The sequence below is a fragment of the Nonomuraea sp. 10N515B genome (assembly GCF_052245915.1).
GTDB lineage: Bacteria > Actinomycetota > Actinomycetes > Streptosporangiales > Streptosporangiaceae > Nonomuraea.
The window spans coordinates 47,548-71,794 of record NZ_JBQQBQ010000050.1; the positions used below are offsets into that span (position 1 = coordinate 47,548).

The following is a 24,247-nucleotide window of genomic DNA, read 5'->3' on the forward strand; positions in this document are numbered from 1 at the left end:
AAAAGGTCAGCCGAACAACGCGGGAAGCGCAGCGGAGTGCGTTTCCCGCAGCTCCTCCACCGCCACCTCGAACTCGCCTTCGACCACGAGCGCCGAGCCCCCGGTGTGCCCCAGCCCGTAACACGGCACATCGTGCCGCCCGCACAGCGACGCGAACTCGTCGTACGCCTCCGGCCGCACCACGACCAGCGCCCGCCCCGCCGACTCGCTGAACAGGCAGGTGAAGGCGTCGCCGGGCAGCGCCACGGTCGCCCCGACGCCCCGTGCCAGGCACGATTCGGCCAGCGCCACGGCCAGCCCGCCGTCCGACAGGTCGTGCGAGCCTTCGAGGAGCCCCCGCTTGGCGGCCTCCACCAGCACGGTGGCGAGCGCCTGTTCGGCGGCCAGGTTGGCCACAGGTGGCAGCCCGCCGAGGTGGCGGTGCGCGACGTGCGCCCACTCCGAGCCGCCGAACTCCTCGCGCGTGTCCCCGAGCAGCACGACCCGCAGCCCGTCCGCGACGAACCCGGACGGCACCCGCTTGGCCACGTCCTCGATGACCCCGAGCACGCCCACGACCGGCGTCGGGTTGATGGCCGTCGCACCCGTCTGGTTGTAGAAGGACACGTTGCCGCCGGTGACCGGCACACCCAGCGTCCTGCACGCGTCCGCCAGGCCGCGCACGGCCTCGGCGAACTGCCACATGACCTCGGGGTCCTCGGGGGAGCCGAAGTTGAGGCAGTTGGTGACGGCCAGCGGCTTGGCGCCGGTCACGGCCACGTTCCGGTACGCCTCGGCCAGCGCGAGCTGCGCCCCCGCGTACGGGTCGAGCTTGGCGTAACGGCCGTTGCCGTCCGTCGCCAGGGCGATGCCCCGGGTGGTCGGCTCCGCGCCCGCCATGACTTCTGAGATCCGCACCATCCCCGCGTCCGCCGGCTGGGCGAGCACGGTGTTGGAGCGCACGTAGCGGTCGTACTGGGAGGTCACCCACTCCTTGGAAGCCAGGTTGGGCGAGCCGAGCAACTGGAGCAGCGTGGCCCGCAGGTCGGCGGGCCGCTCCAGCTGGTCGGGAGCGTCGGCGTTGAGCGCGGCCTGACCGACCGGCTCGTGGTACGGGCGCTCGTAGACGGGACCCTCGTCGGCGGCGGTGCCCGGCGGGATGTCCACGATGATCTCGCCGTCCCACATCATCACCAGGCGCCCGGTGTCGGTGACCTCGCCGATGACGGTGGCAGGAACGTCCCACTTCTCGCAGATCGCCATGAACGCGGGGATGTCGTCGGGCCGGACCACGGCCATCATGCGCTCCTGCGACTCGCTCATGAGGATCTCCTCGGGGCGGAGCGAGGGGTCGCGGAGCGGGACCAGGTTGAGGTCGACCTGCATGCCGCCGGTGCCCTTGGCGGCCAGCTCGGTCGTGGCGCACGAGACGCCGGCCGCGCCGAGGTCCTGGATGCCGACGACCACGTCGGCCGCGTAGAGCTCCAGGCAGCACTCGATGAGCAGCTTCTCCATGAAGGGGTCGCCCACCTGCACGGCGGGCCGCTTGGCCTGCGACTCGTCCTCGAACGTCGCCGACGCCAGGACCGAGGCCCCGCCGATGCCGTCGGGGCCGGTGGACGCGCCGAACAACACGACCTTGTTGCCGGGTCCTGGCGCGGTGGCCAGCTTGATCTGGTCCTTACGCAGCAGGCCCACACACAGGGCGTTGACCAGCGGGTTGCCGATGTAGCAAGGGTCGAAGACGACCTCGCCGCCGATGTTGGGCAGGCCCAGGCAGTTGCCGTAGTGGCTGATGCCCTCGACCACGCCGGGCAGCACCCGGCGCGTGTCCACGGCGTCCGCGCCGCCGAAGCGCAGCGAGTCCATGACCGCGATCGGGCGCGCGCCCATCGACATGATGTCGCGGACGATGCCGCCGACGCCGGTGGCGGCGCCCTGGTGCGGCTCGACGTAGGAGGGGTGGTTGTGCGACTCGATCTTGAACGTGGCCGCCCAGCCGTCGCCGATGTCCACCACGCCGGCGTTCTCACCCATGCCCACGAGCAGCGCCTCGGACTTGGGCGCCTTGGTGGCGAACTGCTTGAGATGCACCTTCGACGACTTGTACGAGCAGTGCTCCGACCACATGACGCTGTAGATCGCCAGCTCGGAGCCGGTGGGACGGCGACCCAGGATCTCCTTGACCCGGTCGTACTCGTCCTGCTTCATCCCCAGCTCGGCGAAGGGCATCGGCTCGTCGGGCGTCTCAGCCGCCCGCTTCACATTGTCGGTTCGACCGACTGCGTCGGTCGAACCGACATCGGTGGCGTGCTTATTTGGTCGCTCGCTCCGCTCGCTCATGCGTTCACCAGCTTCTTGAGGATGGAGGTGAAGAAGCCCTGGCCGTCCGTGCTCGGCGCGCCGACCAGCTCCTCGACCGCGTGCTCGGGGTGCGGCATGAGCCCGACGACGTTGCCCGCCTCGTTGCGGATGCCCGCGATGTCGTTGAGCGAGCCGTTGGGGTTGCCGAGGTAACGCACGACCACCTGGTCATTCGCCTCCAGCGCGGCCAGCGTCTCGTCGGAGGCCACGTAACGGCCCTCGCCGTGCTTGATCGGCAGCACGATCTCCTGGCCGGGGGCGAACGAGTTGGTCCACGCGGTCGCCGTCTGCTCGATCCTGAGCTTCTGGTCGCGGCACACGTAGTGGAGCGAGGCGTTGCGGGTCAGCGCGCCGGGCAGCAGGTGCGCCTCGCACAGGATCTGGAACCCGTTGCACGTGCCGAGCACGGGCAGCCCCGCCTTGGCGGCCGGGATCAGCTCGGCCATGAGCGGCGCGAACCGCGAGATGGCGCCGCAGCGCAGGTAGTCGCCATAGGAGAAGCCGCCGGGCAGGAACACGGCGTCCACTCCCTTCAGGTCGTGGTCGGCGTGCCACAGCGGAACCGCCTCGGCGCCCACGAGGCGCACGGCTCTGGCGGCGTCCTGGTCGTCGAGAGTTCCTGGAAACGTGACTACGCCCACACGGACAGCGCTCATGACAGTCGTCCCCTCCGAGGAATGCGCGCGCACGCGCCACCGTCTCTTCGGGGCGGACGGCGGCGGTCTACTCAGGTTATCGGGTGCTGCCGCGTGGTCCGCATCGGCTGGTGCGTCACGCGGACGCGCAGCTCAGACGGCTGCCAGCTGCCGCGGACGGGCGTCGGCCTCGTCGTCCCAGTCGAGCAGCTTGCGCAGGTGGACCGTGGTGCCACGGCCGGGCGTGATGCCGAAGGAGATCTCGTCGACCACGGAACGCATGATCAGCAGGCCGCGGCCGTTCTCGGTGTCAGGAGGGGGGAAGTGCGGCGGGATCGACGGCACCCCGTTGCCGTTGTCCGCCACCCGCACGTCGCACTGGCCGGAGCCGATCGACGCCGTCACCTCGTAGCGGTTGGCGGGTCCCCCGTGCCGCACCGCATTGGAGCACGCCTCGGACACGGCGAGCAGCATGTCGGCGATGCACGTCTCACTCACGTTGAGTGAACGCATGGCATCACCAAGCACTCGCCTGACCATCGGTATGCCGATCGCATCCCGAGGCAGTGCCAACGAGAACTCAATATCCACCGGACTCCTCCGGGCGCCAGAATGTCACCTGGAGTAGGTTTCCCTGTGAAATCGGGGCTAACCGCAAATCACGCTGTTGTTATTTACTGTTGGCATGCCCGTGGCATTGTGGCACGCCCGAACCCGGCTTTAAGCACCCAGGGGGAAACCGGGGCGGCATATCTTCCTTCTACCCCTCGACCCGCACGCTGTAGTCCTCGATCACCGTGTTGGCCAGCAGCGTCTCGGCCATCTTGCGCACCTCGGCGAGCGCCGCCTCGTCGGCCGGGCCCTCGAGCTCGACCTCGAAACGCTTGCCTTGCCGAACGGCCGAGACGCCGGAGAAGCCGAGCCTGGGCAGCGCTCGTGCGATCGCCTGGCCCTGCGGGTCGAGGATCTCGGGCTTCAGCATGACGTCCACGATGACGCGTGCCACTGCGTTCCTCCTACATACGGGTGGAGTTGGGAAAGCCAGCGTCTTCGGATCTCTGTGTTTTACATCACTAACGCGAACATCGGCGCCTCGTCGCCTGCCGGCCGAGGCTGGGCAGCGATCCGGTGGAAGCCGATGCCGCATCCGTCCGGCGAGCCGGGCGGACCGTGGTTGAGAACCGCGTTGTCGGGGCCTGACTTCGCATTCCTGGATGGAGTGCGGCTCTTGGGCCACCGCCCCGCCGGACGCTGTCCCGTTGGTGCGGACACCACTGGGGCGGGGACCGGGTGTCAGTCGGACACCCGGCAACAGTCCTTACCCTACCGGTGGCGTGTGGTTGCGGGCGCAAGGGGAACGGCTAGGGCATGGGGCTTGCGCGCTGGGCTGTGATGTCTGCCACTATGGCCCCAAACAGGCACGAACCACCACCACCTGGTTCGTGCTTCAGGAATGCCGGAAGGTGGCGACCCCATCGGCACCGGCCCCGAGATCATCAGGAGTGGCGCATGACCGAGCTTGTCGAGGTCATCAATAAGCGCAGCACAGCTGTTATGAGGGCGACGGAGTCGACCTCATGACAGTTGAAGCCTCTCGTGGTGCTGAAGCACCTCCAGAGCTCGTCCAGCTGCTCACCCCCGAGGGAGAGCGGGTCGAGCATCCCGACTACGACATCGACCTGACGCCGGAGGAGGTCCGGTCGCTCTACCGCGACCTGGTGCTCGTCCGTCGCGTCGACCTGGAAGCCGTGGCGTTGCAGCGCCACGGGGAGCTGGGCATCTGGGCATCGCTGCTGGGCCAGGAGGCCGCTCAGATCGGCTCAGGGCGCGCGCTCACCGACGTGGACATGGCCTTTCCCACCTACCGCGAGCACGGCGTGGCGTGGTGCAGGGACGTGGACCCGGTCAAGCTGCTCGGCCTGTTCAGGGGTGTCAACCACGGCGGCTGGGACCCGAAGGAGCACAACTTCCACCTCTACACGATCGTGATCGGCAGCCAGACGCTGCACGCGGTCGGGTACGCCATGGGCATCCAGCGTGACGACGCCAACGCCGCCACGATCGTCTACTTCGGCGACGGCGCCACCTCGCAGGGCGACGTGAACGAGTCGTTCATCTGGGCCAGCGTGTTCAACGCGCCGATCGTGTTCTTCTGCCAGAACAACCAGTGGGCCATTTCCGAGCCGCTGGAGAAGCAGACCCGCATCCCGCTCTATCGCCGCGCGTCCGGCTTCGGCTTCCCGGGGGTCCGGGTGGACGGCAATGACGTGTTCGCGTGCCTGGCGGTCACGCGTAAGGCGCTGGAGGCGGCGCGTACGGGGCAGGGGCCGACGCTCATCGAGGCGTTCACGTACCGGATGGGCGCGCACACCACCACCGACGACCCGACGCGTTACCGCGTGGCCAGCGAGCTGGAGGCGTGGAAGCTCAAGGACCCGATCGAGCGGGTGAAGGCCTACCTGTTCAGGAACGAGCTGGCCGACCAGGCGTTCTTCGACTCCATCGACGGCGAGGCCGAGCAGCTGGGCGCCGACCTGCGCAGGAGGTGCCTGGCCATGCCGGATCCCGAGCCGCTCGACATCTTCGACCACGTCTACCGCGAGCCCCACGCCCTGATCGACCGGGAGCGTGCCCAGTTCGCCGCGTACCTGGAGGGGTTTGAGAAATGACAGTTTTGTCCCTCTCAAAGGCGCTGAACGAGGGCATGCGCAAGGCCATGGAGGACGACCCCAAGGTCCTCATCATGGGCGAGGACGTCGGCAAGCTGGGCGGCGTCTTCAGGGTCACCGACGGGCTGCAGAAGGACTTCGGCGAGGACCGGGTCATCGACACGCCGCTGGCCGAGTCCGGCATCATCGGCACCGCGATCGGCCTGGCGCTGCGCGGCTACCGCCCGGTCTGCGAGATCCAGTTCGACGGCTTCGTCTTCCCGGCCGCCGACCAGATCATCACCCAGCTGGCCAAGATGCCGATGCGGTCGCTGGGAGAGATCAAGCTGCCGGTGGTCGTCCGCATCCCGTGCGGTGGCGGCATCGGCGCGGTCGAGCACCACAGCGAGTCCCCCGAGGCGTACTTCACCCACACCGCCGGGCTGCGCGTCGTGGCCTGCTCCAACCCGGCCGACGCGTACACCATGATCCAGCAGGCCATCCGCAGCGACGACCCGGTGCTGTTCTTCGAGCCGAAGCGCCGCTACTGGGAGAAGGCCGACATCGACACCACGTCCACCGACTGGTGGACGCCACTGCACGCGGCCAAGGTGGTCCGGTCGGGGGCCGACGTGACGTTGCTGGCGTACGGGCCCATGGTCAAGACGTGCCTGGAGGCCGCTGCGGCCGCGGAGGAGGAAGGGCGTTCGCTGGAGGTCGTGGACCTGCGCTCGCTCAACCCGCTGGACGAGCCGGTGGTCATGGACTCCGTACGCCGGACCGGGCGGGTCGTGGTCGTCCACGAGGCACCCGTGAACAGCGGGTTCGGGGCTGAGCTGGCGGCCAGGATCATCGAGCAGTGCTTCTACCACCTGGAGGCCCCCGTCCTGCGGGTCGGCGGCTTCTCCACCCCCTACCCCCCGTCGAAGCTGGAGGAGCACTACCTGCCCGACCTGGACCGGGTGCTCGACGCCGTCGACCGCACCTTCGGGTACTGAGAGAGGGCTGCGCATGCGACGTGAGTACAAGCTCCCGGACGTCGGGGAGGGCCTGATCGAGGCCGAGATCCTCCGCTGGCACGTCAAGCCGGGCGACGCCGTGAAGGTCAACCAGACCGTCGTGGAGATCGAGACGGCCAAGTCGGCCGTCGAGCTGTTCAGCCCGTGGGACGGGGTGGTGGCCGGCCTGCTGGCTGAGGAAGGCCAGACGGTCGACGTGGGCGTCCCGATCCTCGCCGTCGAGACCGCCGAGGAGGAAGGCGCCCCTGGAGTGGCCGCGGCGCCCGCGGGCACGGAGGCCGCCGCCCGCACCGAGCCCGCGGACCGGGTCGAGGCCCTGGCCGATGACATGGTCCCAAAGCCGGCGGCGGAGGGCGCCGTCGAGCCGGGCGCCCACGGCGGCCCGGCCCCGAAGGAGGAACGCCAGTCGGTCCTGGTCGGCTACGGCGTCAAGACGGGCGCGACGAAACGCCGCCCCCGCAAACGCCCTCCAGCCGACATCCCCGCCCCCTCCGGTCCGTCCCGCGTGGCAGTAGGCGGTCGCCCCACGGAAGTCGCGGCTCCTTCGGAAGGCGCTACGGCACCGCCGACGGCGCCCGGCCGGGCGGCCGTGCTGGCCAAGCCCCCGGTCCGCAAGCTCGCCAAGGACCTGGGCGTGGACCTCGCCACGATCACCGGCACGGGCCCAGAGGGCTCGATCACCCGCGACGACGTCCACGCCGCGGCAGAGGCGCCGGCAGTCGCCCCCGAACGGCTGCAGCCGCGAGAGCTGGAAGAGCGCATCCCCATCAAGGGCGTGCGCAAGATGACCGCCCAGGCCATGGTCACGAGCGCCTACACCGCCCCGCACGTCACCGAGTTCCTCCAGATCGACGTGACGAGGACCATGGAGGCCGTCCACCGCCTGCGGGCCCTCCCCGAGTTCGCCGACGTCAAGGTCTCCCCGCTGCTCCTGGTGGCCAAGGCGGTGCTGACGGCGGCCGGACGGCACTCCGTGATCAACTCTTCGTGGGACGAGGAGGCCCAGGAGATCGTCATCAAGCACTACGTGAACCTGGGGATCGCCGCCGCCACCCCCAGGGGCCTGGTGGTGCCCAACATCAAGAACGCCCACACCTTGTCGCTCCCCGGCCTGGCCAAGCACCTGGCCCAGCTGACGGAGACGGCCAGGGCAGGCCGTACCCAGCCCGCCGAGATGGCCGGCGGCACGATCACGATCACCAACGTGGGCGTGTTCGGCGTGGACACCGGCACCCCCATCCTGAACCCTGGCGAGGCCGCGATCCTGGCCTTCGGCCAGATCAGGGACATGCCATGGGTGGTGGACGGCGAGCTGGCGGTCCGCAAGGTGACGACGTTGTCGCTCTCCTTCGACCACCGGATCGTGGACGGCGAGCTGGGCTCGCTGTTCCTACGCGACGTGGGCGCGATGCTCGAGGACCCGCTCGCCATCCTCGCCTGGAGCTGAGCGGGAGACGGTGACCGCCGGGAGGACCCCTCTCCCGGCGATCACCGCGGGCCCGGCACGAGAGCACGTTTGCTCTCCGCGGTGGGCCCGTGCGATGCGATCCACACGGGCGCTCCCATGACGTCTGAGACAGCGGAGACCCAGTCTGATACACCGTCTTCGAAAATCGGCCGCGCCCGCATCATCCGCGCGGTCCGCTCGTCGTCCCGCGTGAAAGAGACCGGTGGATCGTAGGCGACACACATCCGTGAGACCGGCACGTCGAGGTGGGTGAGCGCCAGGAGGTCCACCCCGCCGGCCGCCTCGGCGGCGTACCGGTGCGCGACCGCGTCGAAGTGCCCCGACCGGAACGGCCCCTGCCACGGCCCGGTCACGTTGTGCGGCTCGGGTGGATCCAGCGCCGGATCCTCGGTCATCAGCGGCCCGGGCCCGTGCCTGGTCGTGTACGTCCGCAGCACTCCCAGCCGCACCGCCCCCACCCCGCCGAGCAGCTCCTCCGCGTTGTCGAACGTGGTCGTGCTCCACGTCGTGTACGGGTCGAACCCCCAGTTCTCATCCAGCAGCACCCCCTGAGCCCCTTCGAAGACGACCGGCCCCGACGCGACCAGTCGCCCCGCGAAGGACGGGTCCACGAGCCGCACCCGCTCCTGGAAGGCCCGGTAGGCGGCCACGCAGTCCTCCATAGGCGGCCCCTGCACGCCGAGAGCCTCCCGCAGGACCCGCAGCTTGCGCTCCAGCACCCTGGGCGGATCCCCGGCACGCGGCGCCTGCGGGCCGTGCTCCAGCCAGTACGCCATCACCTCCCCGACACCCATCCCGCACGACCCGTGCCGCTCCTGCCCGCGCGCCAGCTCCCGCTGCCGCCCGGCTTCGACGTGGTACGGCGTCGCGAGCAGCGCGTCCCGATCCACCGTGATCAACGAGAACGGATCCGGCACCCCCAGCAGCTCCAGATGCGCCGCCTCCGCCGCCAACGCCAGCGGATCGACCACCACGAACCTCGACAGATGCGTCGGCACCCCGCGTAACGTCCCGGCCCCGAATTGGGCGAACGTGTGGTGCCGCCCGTCGGGCAGCACCACGTTGTGCCCGGCTTGGGCACCGCCGTTGAAGCGCACCACCGCCCGCACATCCCGCGTGGCGCACAGCCAGTCCACGACGGTGCCCTTGCCCGCGTCGCCGTACCCGAGATCGACGACGATGACGTGCTCACTCATCCCCGCCGCCGCGGTTCCCGTCCGAGCGCCCGCGACACCGACCCGCCCGCGCCGGAGCCCAGCTCGGACAGGTGATTCAGCCCTTCGTCCAGATCGATGGCGTCCTCGCCGAGCCCGATGGTGAGCGCGATGGTCTCGCACACGGCGCCGAGGTCGTCGAGCTCCAGCACGTTCTGGCCGAGCAGGTGCCGCCAGATGCCGAGGACGTCGCGGTCGCCGGCGTGGCTGGCCCCGCGTGGCACGACGAAGTACGTGTCGTACTTCGTCAGGAGCTCGTCGGCGATCTGCTCGACAGGCATGCGCCCCGGCACGCGGTCACCGATGACGTCCCTGGCCTCCCGCGCGGACAGCCGCAGGTAGGGCATCTCATCGCCGATGATGAACAGGTAGCCGCGCTTGCCGCGCTTCTCGAAGCAGTCGATCGAGGTGTGCCTGGCCATGAAGTACATGGCCAGCTCGTACGACTCCCGCTTCTGCCCGCCGCCCCCGCCCTCCAGCAGGATCATCCCGAACTGGTCGTCCATCCGGTTGTCGGACTCGAACTGCCCGATCTGCAGCGGCGCCCGGTCGCAGGTGGCGTCGCCGATCGCGCCGAACATGATCTGCGGGTCGGTGGCGTACCCCTTGCGCCGCAGCAACCCGAGCAGGTCGGGCAGCTTGCTCTGCAGGATGCGGGGCACCCGCCCCATGGATCCCGTGACGTCGAACAGGACCGCGACGGCCAGCGAGTCAGGGTGCTCGGCGGAGTCGCGGCACTCGCGGGTGACGCCGTACGGGTCGAGGTCGGGATGGGTGGTCATGGCGCCCTCGTCGCTGTAGGCGAAGGCGCTGCGGCCGCAGGCCGCGCGGTAACGGGCGGCCGAGGTGTAGACGTCCGCGGACCAGATTCCGCTGCCCATGATCTATCTCCTTAAGGTCATCGGATTTCCTCCTCGCGCGCCGGTCGCAGCAGCGCGGGGTGGAGCAGCCGCGCGTCGCCGGCGCGGTAGAGCTTGGCGCGCGGCCCGCCCTTGGGGCCGCCCGTCTCGGTGGTCTGTCCCGTGCCCTCGACGAACCCGGGCACGGACAGGACCTTGCGGTGGAAGTTGCCCGCGTGCAGCGGCGTGCCCCACACGCTCTCGTAGATCAGCCGCAGGTCGGAGATGGTGAACAGCTCGCCTGCGAACGCCGTGGCCAGCGGCGTGTACTCCAGCTTCGACCGGGCTCGCTCGACCCCGTCGGCCAGGATGCGGGCGTGGTCGAAGGCCAGCGGCGGCACGTCGTCCACCGGCTGCCAGACGGCCGCGGCCGCGTCGGTGCCGGCCTGCGGGTCGGGCAGGTCGGGGGCGAAGGCGAGGTAGGAGATCGACACCACGCGCATCCGCGGATCCCGCCCTGGACTGCCGTAGCTGGCGAGCTGCTCGAGGTGCGCCGGCCTGGTGGCCACGCCGGTCTCCTCGGCCAGCTCGCGCACCGCCGCCTCGGCCAGGTCCTCGTCGGGCCTGATGAACCCGCCGGGCAACGCCCACACCCCCGCGTACGGCTCCACGCCCCGCTCGACGATCAGGACGTGCAGCCGCCGGTCGCGGATGGTCAGCGCCACCACGTCGACCGTCACCGCGACCGGGGCGTAGAGCCGCGGGTTGTAGTCGGCCAGGAAGTCCTCCACGCGCGCACGTCCTTCTCATTCTGAGTCAATCTCAGTCTGAGAATAATCCTGCCCATGAAGGGATGTCGATAGTGTTTGCCGCATGATTCGCCACATCGTGCTGTTCACATGGACCGACGACGCGACCGACGAGCAGAAGGCCGCGGTGACGGCCGAGTTGCGCAAGCTGCCCGCCGCCATCCCGCAGCTGCGCTCCTACACGGTGGGCCCGGACGCCGGCATCAACCAGGGCAACCACGACTACGCGGTGGTGGCCGACTTCGACAGTGTCGAGGACTACCTGGTCTACCGCGACCACCCGCAGCACCAGGCCGTGATCGCCCAGCACATCAAGCCCATCCTGGCGACGCGTGCGGCCGCGCAGCTGAGCGTCTAGATCTCCGGTGGGTTGTTCTCCCGGTGCATGAGCCTGTCGTCGGAGGTGCGGCCCCGCCTCGGGGCCAGCACGACGCTCAGCACGATGCCCACGCCACCGACGATCATGAAGATGATTCCGACCACGTCCATGTGGACCGCTGGTCCGAACACGTCGGGCTCGATCGCGAACCTCAGGATGGCGCCGAGCGTGAGGAAGAAGATGCTGACCCCGACACCCATGACGACCTCCAGGCAAATGGCGAGTATGCCGACGGTCATACCCGCGTAACGGTGATCACACCCATCAGGCCGGACACGAAGAACGCCCGCACAAGTGCGGGCGTTCTGTGGTGAGACCGGGTTCTAGAAGGCCTCTTCGGGCAGCTCCATGAGCTCCTGGCCGGTGGAGGTGAGCACGCGCCGCTCGGCGGTCAGCCGGGGCAGCACGGTCTTGGCGAAGAACGAGGCCGCGCCGATCTTGCCGAGGTAGAACGGGTCCTCGCCGTCGCCCAGCTTGGCCAGCGCCACCTCGGCCTGGCGCAGAAGCAGCCAGCCGATCACCAGGTCGCCCAGCGCCAGCAGGAACCTGGTGGTGTTGAGGCCGACCTTGTAGACCTCGGCCGGGTTGTCCAGCGAGCCGAGTGCCCAGCCCGCCATGGTGTCGCCCATGGTCTTGACCTCGGCGGCGGCCTCGGCCAGCAGCTTGCGCTCTTCCTTGAGCCGGCCGTTGCCCGCGTCGGAGCCGGCGAACTCGTTGATCTCGCCGAGCAGCGAGCCGACCGCCGCGCCCTGGTTACGCAGGATCTTCCTGAAGAACAGGTCGAGACCCTGGATCGCGGTCGTGCCCTCGTACAGGGAGTCGATCTTGGCGTCGCGGATGTACTGCTCGATCGGGTAGTCCTGCAGGTAGCCCGAGCCGCCCAGGGTCTGCAGCGAACGGGAGAGCAGCTCGTACGACCGCTCCGAGCCGACGCCCTTGACGATCGGCAGCAGCAGGTCGTTCATGTCGTGCGCGTGCCGGTCGTCCGGGTCGATCAGGATCGTGTCCTGGAACGTGGCCGTGTAGAGCACCAGGGCCCGCATGCCCTCCGCGTACGCCTTCTGCAGCATGAGCTCGCGCCGCACGTCCGGGTGGTGGGTGGTGGTCACCCGCGGGGCGCTCTTGTCGGTCATCCTCGTCAGGTCCGCGCCCTGGACCCGGTTCTTGGCGTACTCGAGGGCGTTCAGGTATCCGGTGGACAGCGTGGCGATGGCCTTGGTGCCGACCATCATGCGGGCGTGCTCGATCACCATGAACATCTGCTTGATGCCCTCGTGCGCCTCGCCGACCAGCCAGCCGACCGCCGGGTGCTTCTCGCCGAAGGTCAGCTCGCAGGTCGTGGAGACCTTCAGCCCCATCTTCTTCTCGACGTTCGTGACGTAGACGCCGTTGCGCTCGCCGAGCTCGCCGGTCTCCAGGTCCACGTGGAACTTCGGCACCAGGAACATCGACAGCCCCTTGGTGCCGGGACCGTGGCCCTCGGGGCGGGCCAGGACCAGGTGGAAGATGTTCTCCGTCATGTCATGCTCGGCGCTGGTGATGAAGCGCTTGACGCCCTCGATGTGCCAGCTGCCGTCGGGCTGCCGCACCGCCTTGGCCCGGCCGGCGCCCACGTCCGAGCCGGCGTCCGGCTCGGTGAGCACCATGGTGGCGCCCCAGTCGCGCTCGATGGCCAGCTCGGCGAAGCGCTTCTGCTCCGGGGTGCCCACCTTCCACAGCGTGTAGGCGAAGTTGGGGCCCGCGGCGTACATGTAGAGCGCCGGGTTCGCGCCCAGCACCATCTCGGCCGTCGCCCAGGCCAGGCTCCGCGGGATGCCCGGGCCGCCGAGCTCCGCGGGCAGGTCGAGGTGCGCCCAGCCGCCGTCGACCAGCGCCTTGTACGATTTCTTGAAGCCCTCGGGGATCTCGACACTGCCGGTCGCCGGGTCGAAGACGGGCGGGTGCCTGTCGCCTTCCTCGAAGGAGTCGGCGAGGACCCCTGTGGCCAGCCTGTTGACCTCTTCGAGGATGCTGCGCGCGACATCCTCGTCCACTTCCGCAAAGGGCCCTGTGCCGAGGATCTCGCGTCGCCCGAAGACCTCGAAGAGGTTGAATTCCAGGTCGCGAACATTGCTCTTGTAGTGGCCCATGGGTGTAGATCTCCTTGAACCGGGGGCTTATGTACTGGTGAGTAACCTTACTCTGCAATGCTACCCGCGGGTAACCCCCGTCATGCATGGCATGCTCGTCTCCATGGACGCCGAAGAACTCGCCGCCAGATGGCGAGAGCGACTGGAATCCTGGGCAATCCCCGAGGAGATCCTGGCCAAGGCACCCGCGGATCCGTGGAGTCATTCGCCGGAGCGGTTCGGCACACGCACCGACAGGGCGCTGGCCGAGCCCGACGACGGGCCCACCATGACCCGGCTCGCCGAGGCCCTGCCCGACCAGGGCACGCTCCTCGACGTGGGGTCGGGAGCCGGCGCTTCGTCGTTGCCGCTGGGCGGGCGCATCGGCCACCTCTACGCGGTGGACACCTCGGCGCCCATGCTGGAGGGGCTCACGCTCAGGGCGGACAAGCTCGGCGTGCCGGTCACGACGGTCGAGGGCCGCTGGCCTGACGTGGCGGACCGGGTGCCGGTCGTTGACGCGTCCATCTCCGCCCACGTGGTCTACAACGTCCCGGACCTGGCCGACTTCCTGCGGGCGCTCGACGCGCGCACGCGTGGCCGGGTGGTGCTGGAGCTGCCGCATCGCCATCCCATGAGCTGGATGACGCCGCTGTGGGAGCACTTCCACGGGGTGAGCAGGCCGGTGCGGCCGATCGCGGAGGACTGCGTGGCGCTGGCGGCGGCGCTCGGCTACCCCGTGCAGGTGGAGGAGCGGGAGGCTCCTCTGGAACGTTTTACGTCACTGGAGGAGCTGGCGGAGAGCGCGTGCCGGCGGGTTTGCCTCGATCCGTCCAGGGCGGCGGAAGTGGCGGAGACGGTGCTGGAGCTCGGCATGTGGCCGGTGCCCCGGGACCGGTGGGTCACCGTTTGGTGGGGCTGACACCACCTTGACGTTTTCGGTGGTGTCCGGTTGGGTGGCGGCATGATCGAGATCCATGCCGTCACCATTGACGCCGCCGACCCGTACGAGATCGCCGGCTGGTGGAGCAAGGCCACCGGGCTGCCCCTGGGAGAGGGCGACAAGCCGGGCGACGACGAGGTGATGCTGCGGACCGAACGCGATCCGTTCCTGCTGTTCATCCGCGTGCCCGAAGGCAAGACCGTGAAGAACCGGCTGCACCTCGACGTCAACGGGACCGAAGGACGGACCAGGGACGAAGAGGTGGAGCGGCTGATCGGGCTGGGGGCGACCGTCTATGACGACCGTCGCCAGCCCGATGGCAGCGGCTGGGTGACGATGCTCGACCCCGAGGGCAACGAGTTCTGCGTGTGCCGGAGCCAGGCCGAGCGGGAGGCGGCGACCGCCTGAGGATGGGTGCGGGTCACCGGGCGGAGCGGGCCCGGCCCTGCATCGTGAGCGTCAGGATGCCGGCGATCAGGTAGACCAGCGCGCCGTGCCACAGCGCGTCCACGGCCGAGCCGAATACCCCTTCGCCGTCCAGCACCAGCTGCACCGGGTAGTCCAGCACCGCCGTGATGCCCGCGGGCAGCAGCGCGAACTTCCACGGATGCCGCAGCGACCACACGCGGGCCTGGCGGGTCACCCGGTCGCCCTCGTTCGGCTTGGACACCGCACCGATCGCGGCGATCAGGGCGAACAGGCTGATGCCGAGGCCCAGCGCCCACACCAGATCGCCGGTGCCCGTGAGCGCCCCCAGGCCGAAGCTGACCGCGCTCACCGCGCCGCCGCCGATGGCGGCGGCCTTCCAAGGGGCGCCACGCAGGGCGGCGCCCGAAAGCGAGACCTCATCGCGTCGACTGATTTCGTTCATGTGACGTTCCTCCATAGGGAAATCGTGCCTTTTGGGATCCCTTGGGGGCATCGGGGAAGGACCCTGAGCCGTCCCTGACATGATTCAGACATGCAGGAAATCAACATTGTGCCTCTTGGCGTGGGGGATCAGACGCGGCTGCGCGAGGTGCGGCTGAGGGCTCTCCTGGACACCCCGGACGCCTTCTGGGCCACTTATGAGAGCGAGGCCGCGTTCCCGGCGGAGAAATGGGCTGAGTGGCTGAGAGACCCGCATTCACAGTGGTGGGTGGCCGCGACCGGCGACGGCGTGGAGGTGGGGCTCTTGTGCGGGCGCCTGGAGGAGTCCGGGGCCCATCTGGTGTCCATGTGGGTGGCGCCGGAGGCGAGGGGCGCGGGCGTGGGCTCCCGGCTGGTCGACGAGGCCGTCGCCTGGGCCCGTGCCGCCGGGGCCGCGGAGGTGCGGCTCTGGGTCGTGGACGCCAACCACGCCGCCCGCGCGCTTTACGCCCGCAAGGGATTCGTGCCGAGCGGGAAGGTCGGCGTGATCACACGGGAGTCCGGGCCCGACCTCCCGGAGACGCAGTACGTGCTGTCCCTGCTCTTCCGCCAGGCCCGCAAGGAGGACGTGCCCGCGATCGTCGCGATGCTCGCCGACGATCCCCTGGGCGCCACCCGTGAGGGCGACCCCGCCGACGAGCGTTACCTGGCGGCCTTCGACCGGATCGACGCCAACCCCTACGACGAGCTGATCGTGGCCGAGCGTGACGGGAAGGTGGTGGGCACGATGCAGCTCACCTACCTGGCCGGGCTGTCGCGACTCGGCGCCGAGCGGTGCCTCATCGAGGCCGTCAGGGTCGCCGCGTCCACGCGCGGGCAAGGGCTCGGCCGCACGATGATCCAGTGGGCGATCGATCGGGCCCGCGCCCGCGGCTGCGCCATGGTGCAGCTCACCTCCGACAAGTCACGCCAGGACGCGCACCGCTTCTACGACTCGCTCGGCTTCACGGCCTCCCACGAGGGTTACAAGCTCAAGTTGGGCTGATCTCGACCAGGTTGTCGTGATAGGCGGGGCCCTTGCCCATGTCGCCGTCCCGCTCGGCCACGACGGCGTTCGCGTTGGCGCCGCCGGGGCTGTGCTTCGGCCAGCGGCCCTTCGCCGAGGCCACCACCCCGGCCGCCACCCGGTCGCTGATCTCCACATCGGCCAGGAACTCGCCGCCCTCGTTGTGCACCCGTACCCGCTGGCCTGCCACCAGGCCACGGGCCGCCGCGTCGGCCGGGTTGACCAGCACCACCGGGTCCTTGGCCCGCCGCCGCAGCTCGGGGTTGTTGCCGAAGATCGTGTTGAGGAAGGTGTGCGCGGCCGGAGTGATCAGCGCCAGTGGGTACGCCGAGCCCTCCGCCTGGGCCGTGTGGGACGGGACGTACGCCCGGCCGGTCGGCGGGAAGCGCAGCCGCCCCGACGGCGTCGGGAAACCGTCGGCGAACGGGGTGAACGGCTGGGGATAGTTCATCCGCACCCAGCCCTCCTTGCGCAGCCGGTCGAGCGTGACGCCCTCCAGCGACGGATGCCCGCTGGACAGCAGCTGCTCGGCCAGCTCCAGGTCCGAGTCGTACAACGACGGCTCGGTCAGCCCCATGTGCGCCGCCAGCCGCCGGAACGTCTCCGTCGTGGACAGGCACTCACCGGCCGGCTCCACGGCGGGCTCGTTCCACAGCAGGTACAGGTGCCCGTACCCGGCGTGCAGGTCGTAGTGCTCGGTCTGCATGGTGGCCGGCAGCACGATGTCGGCATAGTCCACCGTGTCGGTCGGGAACTGCTCCATGACGACCGTGAACAGGTCCTCGCGGGCGAGTTGCCGCCTGATCGCGTTTCCGTCGGGGGTCGAGCCGAGCGGGTTGGCCGCGTACACCCACAGGCATTTCACGTCGTCGAGCTGCGAGGCCAGCTTGGTCATGACCAGCGTGCGGACCGGCTTGGCCAGCAGGTCCTCGCGCGTGTCGAGGTCCAGGTGGACGTGGCCGCTGGTCGAGAACGCCATGCCGCCGCCCGGGTGCCGCCAGTCTCCGGTGACGCCGGGAATGGCGGCGATCGTGCGCAACGCGGTGCCGCCGCCCGCGTGCCGCTGGAGGCCGTGCGTGGCGCGGATGGCGGTCGGGCGGGTGTGGGCCAGCCTCATCCCCAGGTTGTGGATATCCGCGGCCGGGATGCCGGTGATCTCCGACACCTTCTCGACCGGGTGGCGCAGGATCTCCTGGCGGAACTCCGGCCAGCCCTCGGTGTGCTCGGCCAGGAACTCCTCGTCCTGCGCGTTCTCCGCGAGCACGACGTTGAGCAGGCCGAGCGCGAGCGCCGCGTCCGTGCCCGGCCTGATCGGCAGGTATTCGTCGGCCTGATCGGCTGTCCTGGTGCGGATGGGGTCGATGGCGACCACGTACGCGCCGTTCGCCCGGGCGTCCTGGATGAACTTCCACAGGTGGTGACCGGTGGTCAGCGTGTTGGTGCCCCAGAGCAGGATCAGCTTGGCCAGCGAGAAGTTCTCCGGGTCCATGCCGGCCGGGGTGCCGTTCGTACGCTTGAGCCCGCTGTTCCCGGCCGCCGAGCAGATGTTGAGCCAGTGCTTGGAGGCGCCGAGCACGTTCCAGAACCGCCGGCCCGCCACGCCCTCGGCGCCCTGTAGGTAGCCCAGTGTGCCCGTGCCCAGGTAGGGCCAGATCGCCTCGCCGCCGTGCTCCTCGACGATGCCGCGCAGCCGTACCGAGATCTCCTCCAGCGCCTCGTCCCACGTGATGCGCTCGAACCGGCCCGAGCCCTTGGGCCCGACGCGGCGCAGCGGGTGGAGGATGCGGTCGGCGGCCTGCGTGTGCTCCAGGTAACGGTTGACCTTCACGCAGAGCGCGCCTCGCGTGTACGGGTGGTCGGGGTTGCCGCGGAGCTTGACGGCCTTGCCATCGTTGACGGTGACGATCCAGGAACAGGTGTCCGGGCAGTCCAGCGGACATGCCCCTAATACCCTCAATTCGCCCGACATGGGACTCAGCTTACGTCGCGGAATCCGAATGAACTCCTGGAGCTCCACCGTGTAGCTTTGCTGCGCGGCCTCTGGATTGAGGACACTGGAAGCTAGAGATCGTACGGTCCGGCCGGGAAGGTGCAGAATCGCTGACGGTGGCCGATATCAGGGAAAGAGATGACGCGGCGGACCTCGCGGAGGAGGACCCAGCCGTGGCAGAGTCACGCGCGGACAACGACGTCTACGTCGTAGAGCCGCTGTTGCCGCAGCGCCTGCGGCGCCCGTCCGACCTGCTGCGCTTCTTCGCCACGCTGATCGTGCTCGGCGCGGTCATCCTGCTCGCCCTCGTCGCCAAGCAGACGCTCATCGGCCTCGAGGCCGACGTCAAGGAGGGCGCGGAGCTCGTCCCGCTGCTCAGCAGGATCGCGGCCTTCCTCGGCGGCGCGGCCGTGCTCGTGGTGCCCGCGGCGTTCGCCGTCGAGCGGGTCTTCCACCGTGACGGCCTGCGGGTCGCCGAAGGCCTGATCGCCGCCATCATCGGCATGGCCGGGTCGTTCCTGCTCGGACAGTGGCTCGTCGGGGGCAACCTCGACGACCTGCGCGTGCTGCTGACCGGCGACCGGGACATCGAGCCGCTGAACACGCTGCTCACCTCGGTTGTCGCGTACGCCACCGCCGTCCGCATCTCGCGCCGCCCCACCTGGCGCATGCTGATGTGGACCACGATCGCCCTCTACATCCTGGCGTTCTTCTCCGGCCGGCAGATCACGCTGCCGAGCGCCATCGTGACCGTGGTGGTCGGCATGGCCATCGGCTACGCCACCCTGTACGGCGTCGGCAGCCCCAACACCAGGCCGCCGGGCAGCGCCGTGGTGTCCGCGCTCCGCAAGCTGTCGTTCATGGTGGTGTCGGCCCGGCGGGTCGAGGACGACTACCAGGGCAGCCGCCGTTACGCCATCGGGCTCAAGGACGGCAGCAGCCTCGACGTCACCGTGCTCGACCGGGACCGGCAGGTGGCCGGACTGCCCTACCGGCTGTGGCGGCGCATCAGGCTCAACTCCGAGACCAGGCGCCGGGCCATCAGGTCGCTCAGGGCCGAGCTGGAGCGCGAGGCGCTCATGGCGTACGCCGCCCAGGCGGCCGGCGCGAGCACGCCCCGGCTCCTCGGCACCAGCGAGATCGGCACCGAGGCCGCGCTGCTGGCCTACGAGCACATCGAGACGCGTCCCCTCGACGAGGTGCCCGACGCGGACATCGACGACGAGCTGCTCGCCCAGATCTGGGAGCAGGTCGAGCTGCTGCAGGTCCAGCGCCTGGCGCACCGGCGGCTCACCGGCGACAGCATCCACCTCGACCGGGACGGACGCGTCGTGCTGACCGACGCGCGCAGCGGCGAGATCGCCGCCGGCGACCTGCTGCTGCGGCTCGACGTCGCCCAGCTGCTCACCTACCTGGCGCTGCGCGTCGGCCCCGAACGCTCGGTGCGGGCCGCGGCGGCCGTGATGGGCCCCGAGGCACTGGCCGCCGCCATGCCGCTGCTCCAGCGCATAGCGCTCACCAGGGAGACCCGCTCGGCCCTGGCGAAGGAGAAAAACCTGCTGGCCGCGCTCCGCGAGCACATCGTCGCGCTCAAGCCGGTGGGCAAGGTCGAGGAGCTGCGCCTCGAGCGGTTCCGTCCGCGCACGCTGATCACGATCATCGCCAGCACGATCGCCGCGTACATCGTCCTCTACCAGCTCAGCCAGGTGGACGTCTACAAGGTGATCACCACGGCCAACTGGGCCTGGTCGGGGCTGGCGCTGGTCGCCGCGTTCGCCAGCTTCGTGGCCGCCGCGCTGATGCTGCGGGGATTCGTGCCCGAACCGCTGCCGCTCTGGCGTACCGTGCTCGTGCAGTTCGCGTCCTCGTTCGTCAAGCTCGTGACGCCGCCGGCCGTGGGCGGGGTCGCGATCAACACGCGCTACCTGCAGAAGCGCGGCATCACGCCGGCGAGCGCGGTGGCCAGCGTGGGCGCCTCGCAGCTGATCATGCTGGTCTTCCACATCTCGCTGCTGCTGCTGTTCGCCTACATCACCGGCTCGACCACCGCCACCTCCTTCACGCCGTCGCGCGGGCTCGTCGTGGCGCTGCTGGCCATCGCGCTGCTGGTCGTCGTGGTGCTCGGCGTGCCGCCGGTGCGCAGGATGGTCACGTCGCGGCTGCGCAAGCTGTTCGGCAACGTGCTGCCCCGGCTGCTCGACGTGCTGCAGTCGCCGCTCAAGATGATCGAGGCGGGCCTGGGCACGCTCACGATCACCATCGCGTTCGTGGCCTGTCTGTACGCCTGCGTGGCGGCGTTCGGCGGTGAGATCAGCTTCACCGCCGTCGCCGTCGTCTACCTCACGGCCAACGCGATCGGCTCGGCCGCGCCCACACCCGGCGGGCTCGGCGCGGTCGAGACCGCGCTCATCCTGGCGCTGATCGCGGCAGGTGTGCCGCAAGCGGTGGCCACGTCGGCCGTGTTGTTGTACCGGCTGCTCACGTTCTGGCTGCCGGTGCTGCCCGGCTGGGCCTCCTTCACCTACCTCCAGCGGCACAGCGCTCTGTGATTTTGTCTATGGCCTCGAGTTCGTCCTCGGTGAAGTCGGGGCCGTCGACGCAGGCCACGTTGTCCTCCAGCTGTTTCACGCTGCTCGCGCCGATGAGCACGCTCGTCACCCGCGGGTCCCTGAGCGTCCACGACAGCGCCATCTGAGCCAGCGTCTGCCCCCGGCCCCTGGCGACCTCGTTGAGATCGCGCGCCAGCTCCGCGTCGACCCGGTCGGGGGAGAGGAAGCGGCTGGTGGCGGCCCGCGAGTCGGTGGGCACCCCGTCCAGGTAGCGGTCGGTCAGCACGCCCTGCGCCAGCGGCGAGAACACGATGCAGCCCATCCCCTCCTCCTCCACCGCGTCCAGCAGCCCGTCCTCGATCCACCGGTTGATCATCGAGTAGGACGGCTGGTGGATGAGCAGCGGCGTGCCCAGCTCCAGCATGATCCGTGCGGCCTGCGTGGTCTGCTCCGCCGAGTAGTTGGAGACGCCCGCATACAGCGCCTTGCCCGAGCGCACCGCCCGGTCCAGCGCCCCCATGGTCTCCTCCAGCGGCGTCTCCGGGTCGGGACGGTGGCTGTAGAAGATGTCCACGTAGTCCAGGCCCATCCGCTGGAGCGACTGGTCCAGGCTGGCCAGGAGGTATTTGCGGGAGCCCCACTCGCCGTACGGGCCGGGCCACATGTCGTAGCCGGCCTTGGTGGAGATCACCAGCTCGTCCCGATATTTGCGGAAATCTTCGTGCATGATCCGGCCGAAGGTCTTCTCCGCCGACCCGTACGGCACGCCGTAGTTGTTGGCCAGGTCGAAGTGCGTCACGCCGAGGTCGAACGCCCGCCGCAGGATCGCCCGGGAGTTCTCGATCGGCCGGTTGTCGCCGAAGTTGTGCCACAGGCCCAGCGAAACCGCGGGCAACTTCAGCCCGCTGCGGCCACTGCGGTTGTACGGCTGGCGCTCATAGCGCGCCTCGTCGGCCTGATAGGTCATGACGTGCCTCTCTCGATGATCCAGGAGAGCGCGAACGCCTCCTCGCGCCAGGCATCGTAACGGCCGCTGCGCCCGCCGTGACCCGCCCCCATCTCCGTCTTCAGCAGGAAGGGGCCGCCCTGCGCGGTCGAGCGCAGCCGGGCGATCCACTTCGCCGGCTCGTGGTAGAGGACGCGGGTGTCGTTCAGGCTCGTGATCGCCAGGATCGGCGGGTACGACCTGCCGTCCACGTTCTCGTACGGGGTGTAGCTCTTCATGTAGGCGTACACGTCCGGGTTGTGCAGGGGGTCGCCCCACTCGTCCCATTCGATCACGGTCAGCGGCAGCGACGGGTCCAGGATGGTGTTGAGCGCGTCCACGAACGGCACCTCGGCCACCACGCCCGCGAACTCCTCCGGCGCCAGGTTCGTCACCGCGCCCATCAGCAGGCCGCCCGCCGAGCCGCCCCTGGCGATGACGCGCTCGCTCCAGCCGGTCGCCTTCAGGTGCCTGGCCACGGCCACGAAGTCGGTGAACGTGTTGCGCTTCTTGGTGAGCTTGCCGTCCTCGTACCAGTGGCGGCCCATCTCGCCACCGCCTCTGACGTGCGCGACGGCGAAGACGAACCCGCGGTCCAGCAGCGACAACCTCGGAACCGAGAAGCCCGGGTCGATGGAGGTCTCGTAGCTGCCGTACCCGTACAGCACGGTCGGGGCGGGCTTGCTCGCGTCCTTCCGCTTCACGATGGACACCGGGATCCTCGTCCCGTCCTCGGCCGTGGCCCACTCCCTGAACTGCTCGTAGTCGGCCGGCTCGTAGCCGCCGAGCACCGGGCGCCGCTTGAGCAGGATCAGCTCGTGGGTGTCGAGCTCGTAGTCGTACACGCTGGGCGGGGTCACCATGCTCGTGTACGCCAGCCTGAGCCGCTTGGTGCTGAACTCCGGGTTGCCGGCCGGGCCGACGTCGTACAGCGGCTCGGGGAAGTCGATCTCGTACGCGTTCCGCTCGGCCGCCTCGACGCGCTCGCGCCAGTCGGCGATCGTGCTCGGGTACGGCAGAACCCGCAGGCCCGTCAGCCCGTCGCGGCGGAAGTGCACCACGGCGTGGCCCTCGAACGCGTCGATCTCCAGGAGCCTGGTGTCGTCGCGGTGCGCGATGATCGGAGTCCAGGCGCCCGGGTCGTCGAGCGGGGCCGTGGCCAGCTCGAAGTTCTCGGCGTTCTCGTTGTGCAGGATGTAGAAGAAGTCGCCCGCGTGCTCGACGCTGTATTCCATCCCTGTCGTCCGGGGCCGGACGATACGGAACTCGCCGGCGGGGTCGTTCGCGTCGAGGATGCGCACTTCGCTAGTGATCTTGCTGCCCGCGCCGAGCACCAAGTAGCGCTCGCTGCGCGTCAGCCCGATGCCGACCCAGTAACGTTCGTCGGTCTCCTCGTAGACCAGCACGTCCTCCTCGGTGCCGAGGGTGTGCCGGTAGACCTGGAACGGGCGCCAGGCGTCGTCGACGCGCGTGTAGAAGAACGCCGAGCCGTCGGCCGACCAGGAGCCCCCGTAGAAGATGTCGGCGATCTCGTCGGGCAGCAGCTCACCCGTCTCGAGGTTCTTGAACCTCAGGGTGAAACGCTCGTCGCCCTTGTAGTCGGTCGAGTAGGCCAGCATCGTGCCGTCGGGCGTGACGGCGCTGGTGCCGATCGAGAAGAACGCGCTGTCGCCGGCGAGCTCGTTGCCGTCGAGGATCACCTGCTCCCGGTCGAGCTTGCCGCCTGGGGTGATCTCCGGTGGCGCGTCGCTGTCCGCGGGGACGCGGCAGGAGACCGCGTACTGCTTGCCCTCCTCGGTGCGGCTGAAATACCACCAGGCGCCCTTGCGGCTCGGCACCGACAGGTCGGTCTCCTGGGTGCGGCCCTTGATCTCCTGGAACACCTGCTCCTGGAGGTCGGAGAGGTGACCGGTCTGCTGCTTGAGGAACTCGTTCTCCGCCTCCAGGTAGGCCTTGGTATCCGGATCTTCCTTGTTGCTCAGCCAGGCGTACTCGTCGATGACGGTGTCGCCGTGATGGGTCCGCTCGGTAGGAATCTTCTTCGCCAGTGGCGGCGTGTTGCTGCTCACGTGGGGAGTCTATGTTCGGTCGTGATCGTTCTGTGTCCGAAGAACATGACGAACCGTCCCGAGCGGTCTGAGAGCGCTGCTAATCTTTAGAAGCCGACGCGGTGCGGCGCAACCCACTCCTCCTCCACTCCGGTGGACTTGGCGTGTTGTGCGCGTTGTACCAGAAGCCCAGTCAATTTGACAGGGATTCGGGCGGCTGAAAGAATAAAGACATAACGCAAGACCGAAACGAAACGCCGGAAAACGCGTCCGTTTCTTGAGAACTCAACAGTGTGTTAAAAGCCAGTGCATGTGCATCACACATGTATGACCCCGTCATTTTTGACGGTTATTG

21 protein-coding genes and 1 pseudogene are annotated in these 24,247 nt (G+C 69.2%); 9 read left to right on the forward strand and 13 right to left on the reverse strand.

The features are described 5' to 3' along the window. Nucleotides 1-6: 6 nt before the first annotated feature. The 4 genes from purL to purS all read right to left on the reverse strand — a co-directional run bounded on the left by purL (nt 7) and on the right by purS (nt 3,984). The gene (purL, locus tag ACTWQA_RS44510; RefSeq protein WP_443164925.1) at nt 7-2,211 is read right to left on the reverse strand and encodes a phosphoribosylformylglycinamidine synthase subunit PurL; all 2,205 of its coding nucleotides are present in this window, start codon (nt 2,209-2,211) and stop codon (nt 7-9) included. 107 nt (nt 2,212-2,318) lie between these two features. Then, a complete protein-coding gene (purQ, locus tag ACTWQA_RS44515; protein ID WP_327587641.1) occupies nt 2,319-2,999 on the reverse strand; it encodes a phosphoribosylformylglycinamidine synthase subunit PurQ in 681 nt (226 codons plus the stop codon). Nucleotides 3,000-3,131: 132 nt separating this feature from the next. Then, nucleotides 3,132-3,518, reverse strand: a complete 387-nt coding sequence (locus ACTWQA_RS44520) for an ATP-binding protein (protein ID WP_305923309.1) — start codon at nt 3,516-3,518, stop codon at nt 3,132-3,134. A gap of 220 nt (nt 3,519-3,738) precedes the next feature. Continuing rightward, nucleotides 3,739-3,984 (reverse strand): phosphoribosylformylglycinamidine synthase subunit PurS, encoded by a 246-nt coding sequence (gene purS, locus ACTWQA_RS44525; protein ID WP_305923173.1) that lies wholly within the window; start codon nt 3,982-3,984, stop codon nt 3,739-3,741. 571 nt (nt 3,985-4,555) lie between these two features. On the opposite strand from purS, the gene pdhA reads away from it, so the two are divergent. Genes pdhA through ACTWQA_RS44540 form a run of 3 tightly spaced genes read left to right on the forward strand, consistent with a single transcriptional unit; the run spans nt 4,556 to nt 8,092 of the window. Then, the gene (gene pdhA / locus ACTWQA_RS44530; RefSeq protein WP_443164912.1) at nt 4,556-5,647 is read left to right on the forward strand and encodes a pyruvate dehydrogenase (acetyl-transferring) E1 component subunit alpha; all 1,092 of its coding nucleotides are present in this window, start codon (nt 4,556-4,558) and stop codon (nt 5,645-5,647) included. Next, nucleotides 5,644-6,624, forward strand: coding sequence for an alpha-ketoacid dehydrogenase subunit beta (locus ACTWQA_RS44535; RefSeq protein ID WP_443164913.1), 981 nt, complete (start codon nt 5,644-5,646; stop codon nt 6,622-6,624). Before pdhA ends, ACTWQA_RS44535 begins: the two co-directional genes overlap by 4 nt. 13 nt (nt 6,625-6,637) lie before the next feature. Beyond that, on the forward strand, nt 6,638-8,092 hold the full coding sequence (locus ACTWQA_RS44540; RefSeq protein ID WP_443164914.1) for a dihydrolipoamide acetyltransferase family protein: 1,455 nt from the start codon (nt 6,638-6,640) through the stop codon (nt 8,090-8,092). A 41-nt stretch (nt 8,093-8,133) separates the two neighbouring features. Here ACTWQA_RS44540 and ACTWQA_RS44545 read toward each other — a convergent pair whose 3' ends face one another. The 3 genes from ACTWQA_RS44545 to ACTWQA_RS44555 are packed head-to-tail and all read right to left on the reverse strand — an operon-like array spanning nt 8,134 to nt 10,957. Further along, nucleotides 8,134-9,309: an adenylosuccinate synthetase gene (locus tag ACTWQA_RS44545; RefSeq protein ID WP_443164915.1), complete on the reverse strand. Its 1,176-nt coding sequence runs from the start codon at nt 9,307-9,309 to the stop codon at nt 8,134-8,136. Continuing rightward, nucleotides 9,306-10,208 carry a hypothetical protein gene (locus ACTWQA_RS44550; RefSeq protein WP_443164916.1) on the reverse strand — a complete coding sequence of 301 codons (903 nt, stop codon included), beginning with the start codon at nt 10,206-10,208 and terminating at the stop codon, nt 9,306-9,308. The genes ACTWQA_RS44545 and ACTWQA_RS44550 overlap by 4 nt, the downstream gene beginning before the upstream one ends. 17 nt (nt 10,209-10,225) lie before the next feature. Then, a complete protein-coding gene (locus ACTWQA_RS44555) occupies nt 10,226-10,957 on the reverse strand; it encodes an NUDIX hydrolase (protein WP_443164917.1) in 732 nt (243 codons plus the stop codon). Nucleotides 10,958-11,039: 82 nt separating this feature from the next. On the opposite strand from ACTWQA_RS44555, the gene ACTWQA_RS44560 reads away from it, so the two are divergent. Next, nucleotides 11,040-11,333 (forward strand): Dabb family protein, encoded by a 294-nt coding sequence (locus ACTWQA_RS44560; RefSeq protein ID WP_327587648.1) that lies wholly within the window; start codon nt 11,040-11,042, stop codon nt 11,331-11,333. On the opposite strand, the gene ACTWQA_RS44565 is transcribed toward ACTWQA_RS44560, so the two are convergent. Both ACTWQA_RS44565 and ACTWQA_RS44570 read right to left on the reverse strand, forming a co-directional pair. Next, nucleotides 11,330-11,593, reverse strand: a complete 264-nt coding sequence (locus ACTWQA_RS44565; protein WP_305923165.1) for a hypothetical protein — start codon at nt 11,591-11,593, stop codon at nt 11,330-11,332. The two genes, ACTWQA_RS44560 and ACTWQA_RS44565, sit on opposite strands and share 4 nt — an antisense overlap. Nucleotides 11,594-11,677: 84 nt before the next feature. Further along, entirely contained in the window at nt 11,678-13,483 is a 1,806-nt protein-coding gene (locus ACTWQA_RS44570) for an acyl-CoA dehydrogenase (RefSeq protein WP_443164918.1), read from the reverse strand. A gap of 103 nt (nt 13,484-13,586) precedes the next feature. On the opposite strand from ACTWQA_RS44570, the gene ACTWQA_RS44575 reads away from it, so the two are divergent. Beyond that, complete coding sequence (locus tag ACTWQA_RS44575; protein ID WP_443164919.1) at nt 13,587-14,384, forward strand: class I SAM-dependent methyltransferase; 798 nt, start codon at nt 13,587-13,589, stop codon at nt 14,382-14,384. A gap of 42 nt (nt 14,385-14,426) precedes the next feature. Further along, nucleotides 14,427-14,813, forward strand: coding sequence for a VOC family protein (locus tag ACTWQA_RS44580; protein WP_443164920.1), 387 nt, complete (start codon nt 14,427-14,429; stop codon nt 14,811-14,813). A gap of 13 nt (nt 14,814-14,826) precedes the next feature. On the opposite strand, the gene ACTWQA_RS44585 is transcribed toward ACTWQA_RS44580, so the two are convergent. After that, nucleotides 14,827-15,276, reverse strand: coding sequence for a hypothetical protein (locus tag ACTWQA_RS44585; protein ID WP_327587652.1), 450 nt, complete (start codon nt 15,274-15,276; stop codon nt 14,827-14,829). Nucleotides 15,277-15,366: 90 nt separating this feature from the next. On the opposite strand from ACTWQA_RS44585, the pseudogene ACTWQA_RS44590 reads away from it, so the two are divergent. Together ACTWQA_RS44590 and ACTWQA_RS44595 are read left to right on the forward strand one after the other, a co-directional pair. Further along, a pseudogene (locus tag ACTWQA_RS44590) lies at nt 15,367-15,780 on the forward strand (GNAT family N-acetyltransferase); the annotation flags it as partial. A 120-nt stretch (nt 15,781-15,900) separates the two neighbouring features. Next, nucleotides 15,901-16,299, forward strand: coding sequence for a GNAT family N-acetyltransferase (locus tag ACTWQA_RS44595; RefSeq protein ID WP_327590966.1), 399 nt, complete (start codon nt 15,901-15,903; stop codon nt 16,297-16,299). Here ACTWQA_RS44595 and ACTWQA_RS44600 read toward each other — a convergent pair. Continuing rightward, nucleotides 16,286-18,289, reverse strand: a complete 2,004-nt coding sequence (locus tag ACTWQA_RS44600) for a molybdopterin-containing oxidoreductase family protein (RefSeq protein WP_443164921.1) — start codon at nt 18,287-18,289, stop codon at nt 16,286-16,288. The genes ACTWQA_RS44595 and ACTWQA_RS44600 overlap by 14 nt on opposite strands. A gap of 194 nt (nt 18,290-18,483) precedes the next feature. Between ACTWQA_RS44600 and ACTWQA_RS44605 the strand changes: the two genes are divergently transcribed. Beyond that, nucleotides 18,484-20,859 carry a lysylphosphatidylglycerol synthase transmembrane domain-containing protein gene (locus tag ACTWQA_RS44605; protein WP_305923159.1) on the forward strand — a complete coding sequence of 792 codons (2,376 nt, stop codon included), beginning with the start codon at nt 18,484-18,486 and terminating at the stop codon, nt 20,857-20,859. On the opposite strand, the gene mgrA is transcribed toward ACTWQA_RS44605, so the two are convergent. Together mgrA and ACTWQA_RS44615 are read right to left on the reverse strand one after the other, a co-directional pair. Then, nucleotides 20,828-21,826: an L-glyceraldehyde 3-phosphate reductase gene (mgrA, locus tag ACTWQA_RS44610; RefSeq protein WP_443164922.1), complete on the reverse strand. Its 999-nt coding sequence runs from the start codon at nt 21,824-21,826 to the stop codon at nt 20,828-20,830. The two genes, ACTWQA_RS44605 and mgrA, sit on opposite strands and share 32 nt — an antisense overlap. Beyond that, nucleotides 21,823-23,913 carry a S9 family peptidase gene (locus ACTWQA_RS44615; RefSeq protein WP_443164923.1) on the reverse strand — a complete coding sequence of 697 codons (2,091 nt, stop codon included), beginning with the start codon at nt 23,911-23,913 and terminating at the stop codon, nt 21,823-21,825. Before ACTWQA_RS44615 ends, mgrA begins: the two co-directional genes overlap by 4 nt. Nucleotides 23,914-24,247 lie beyond the last annotated feature (334 nt).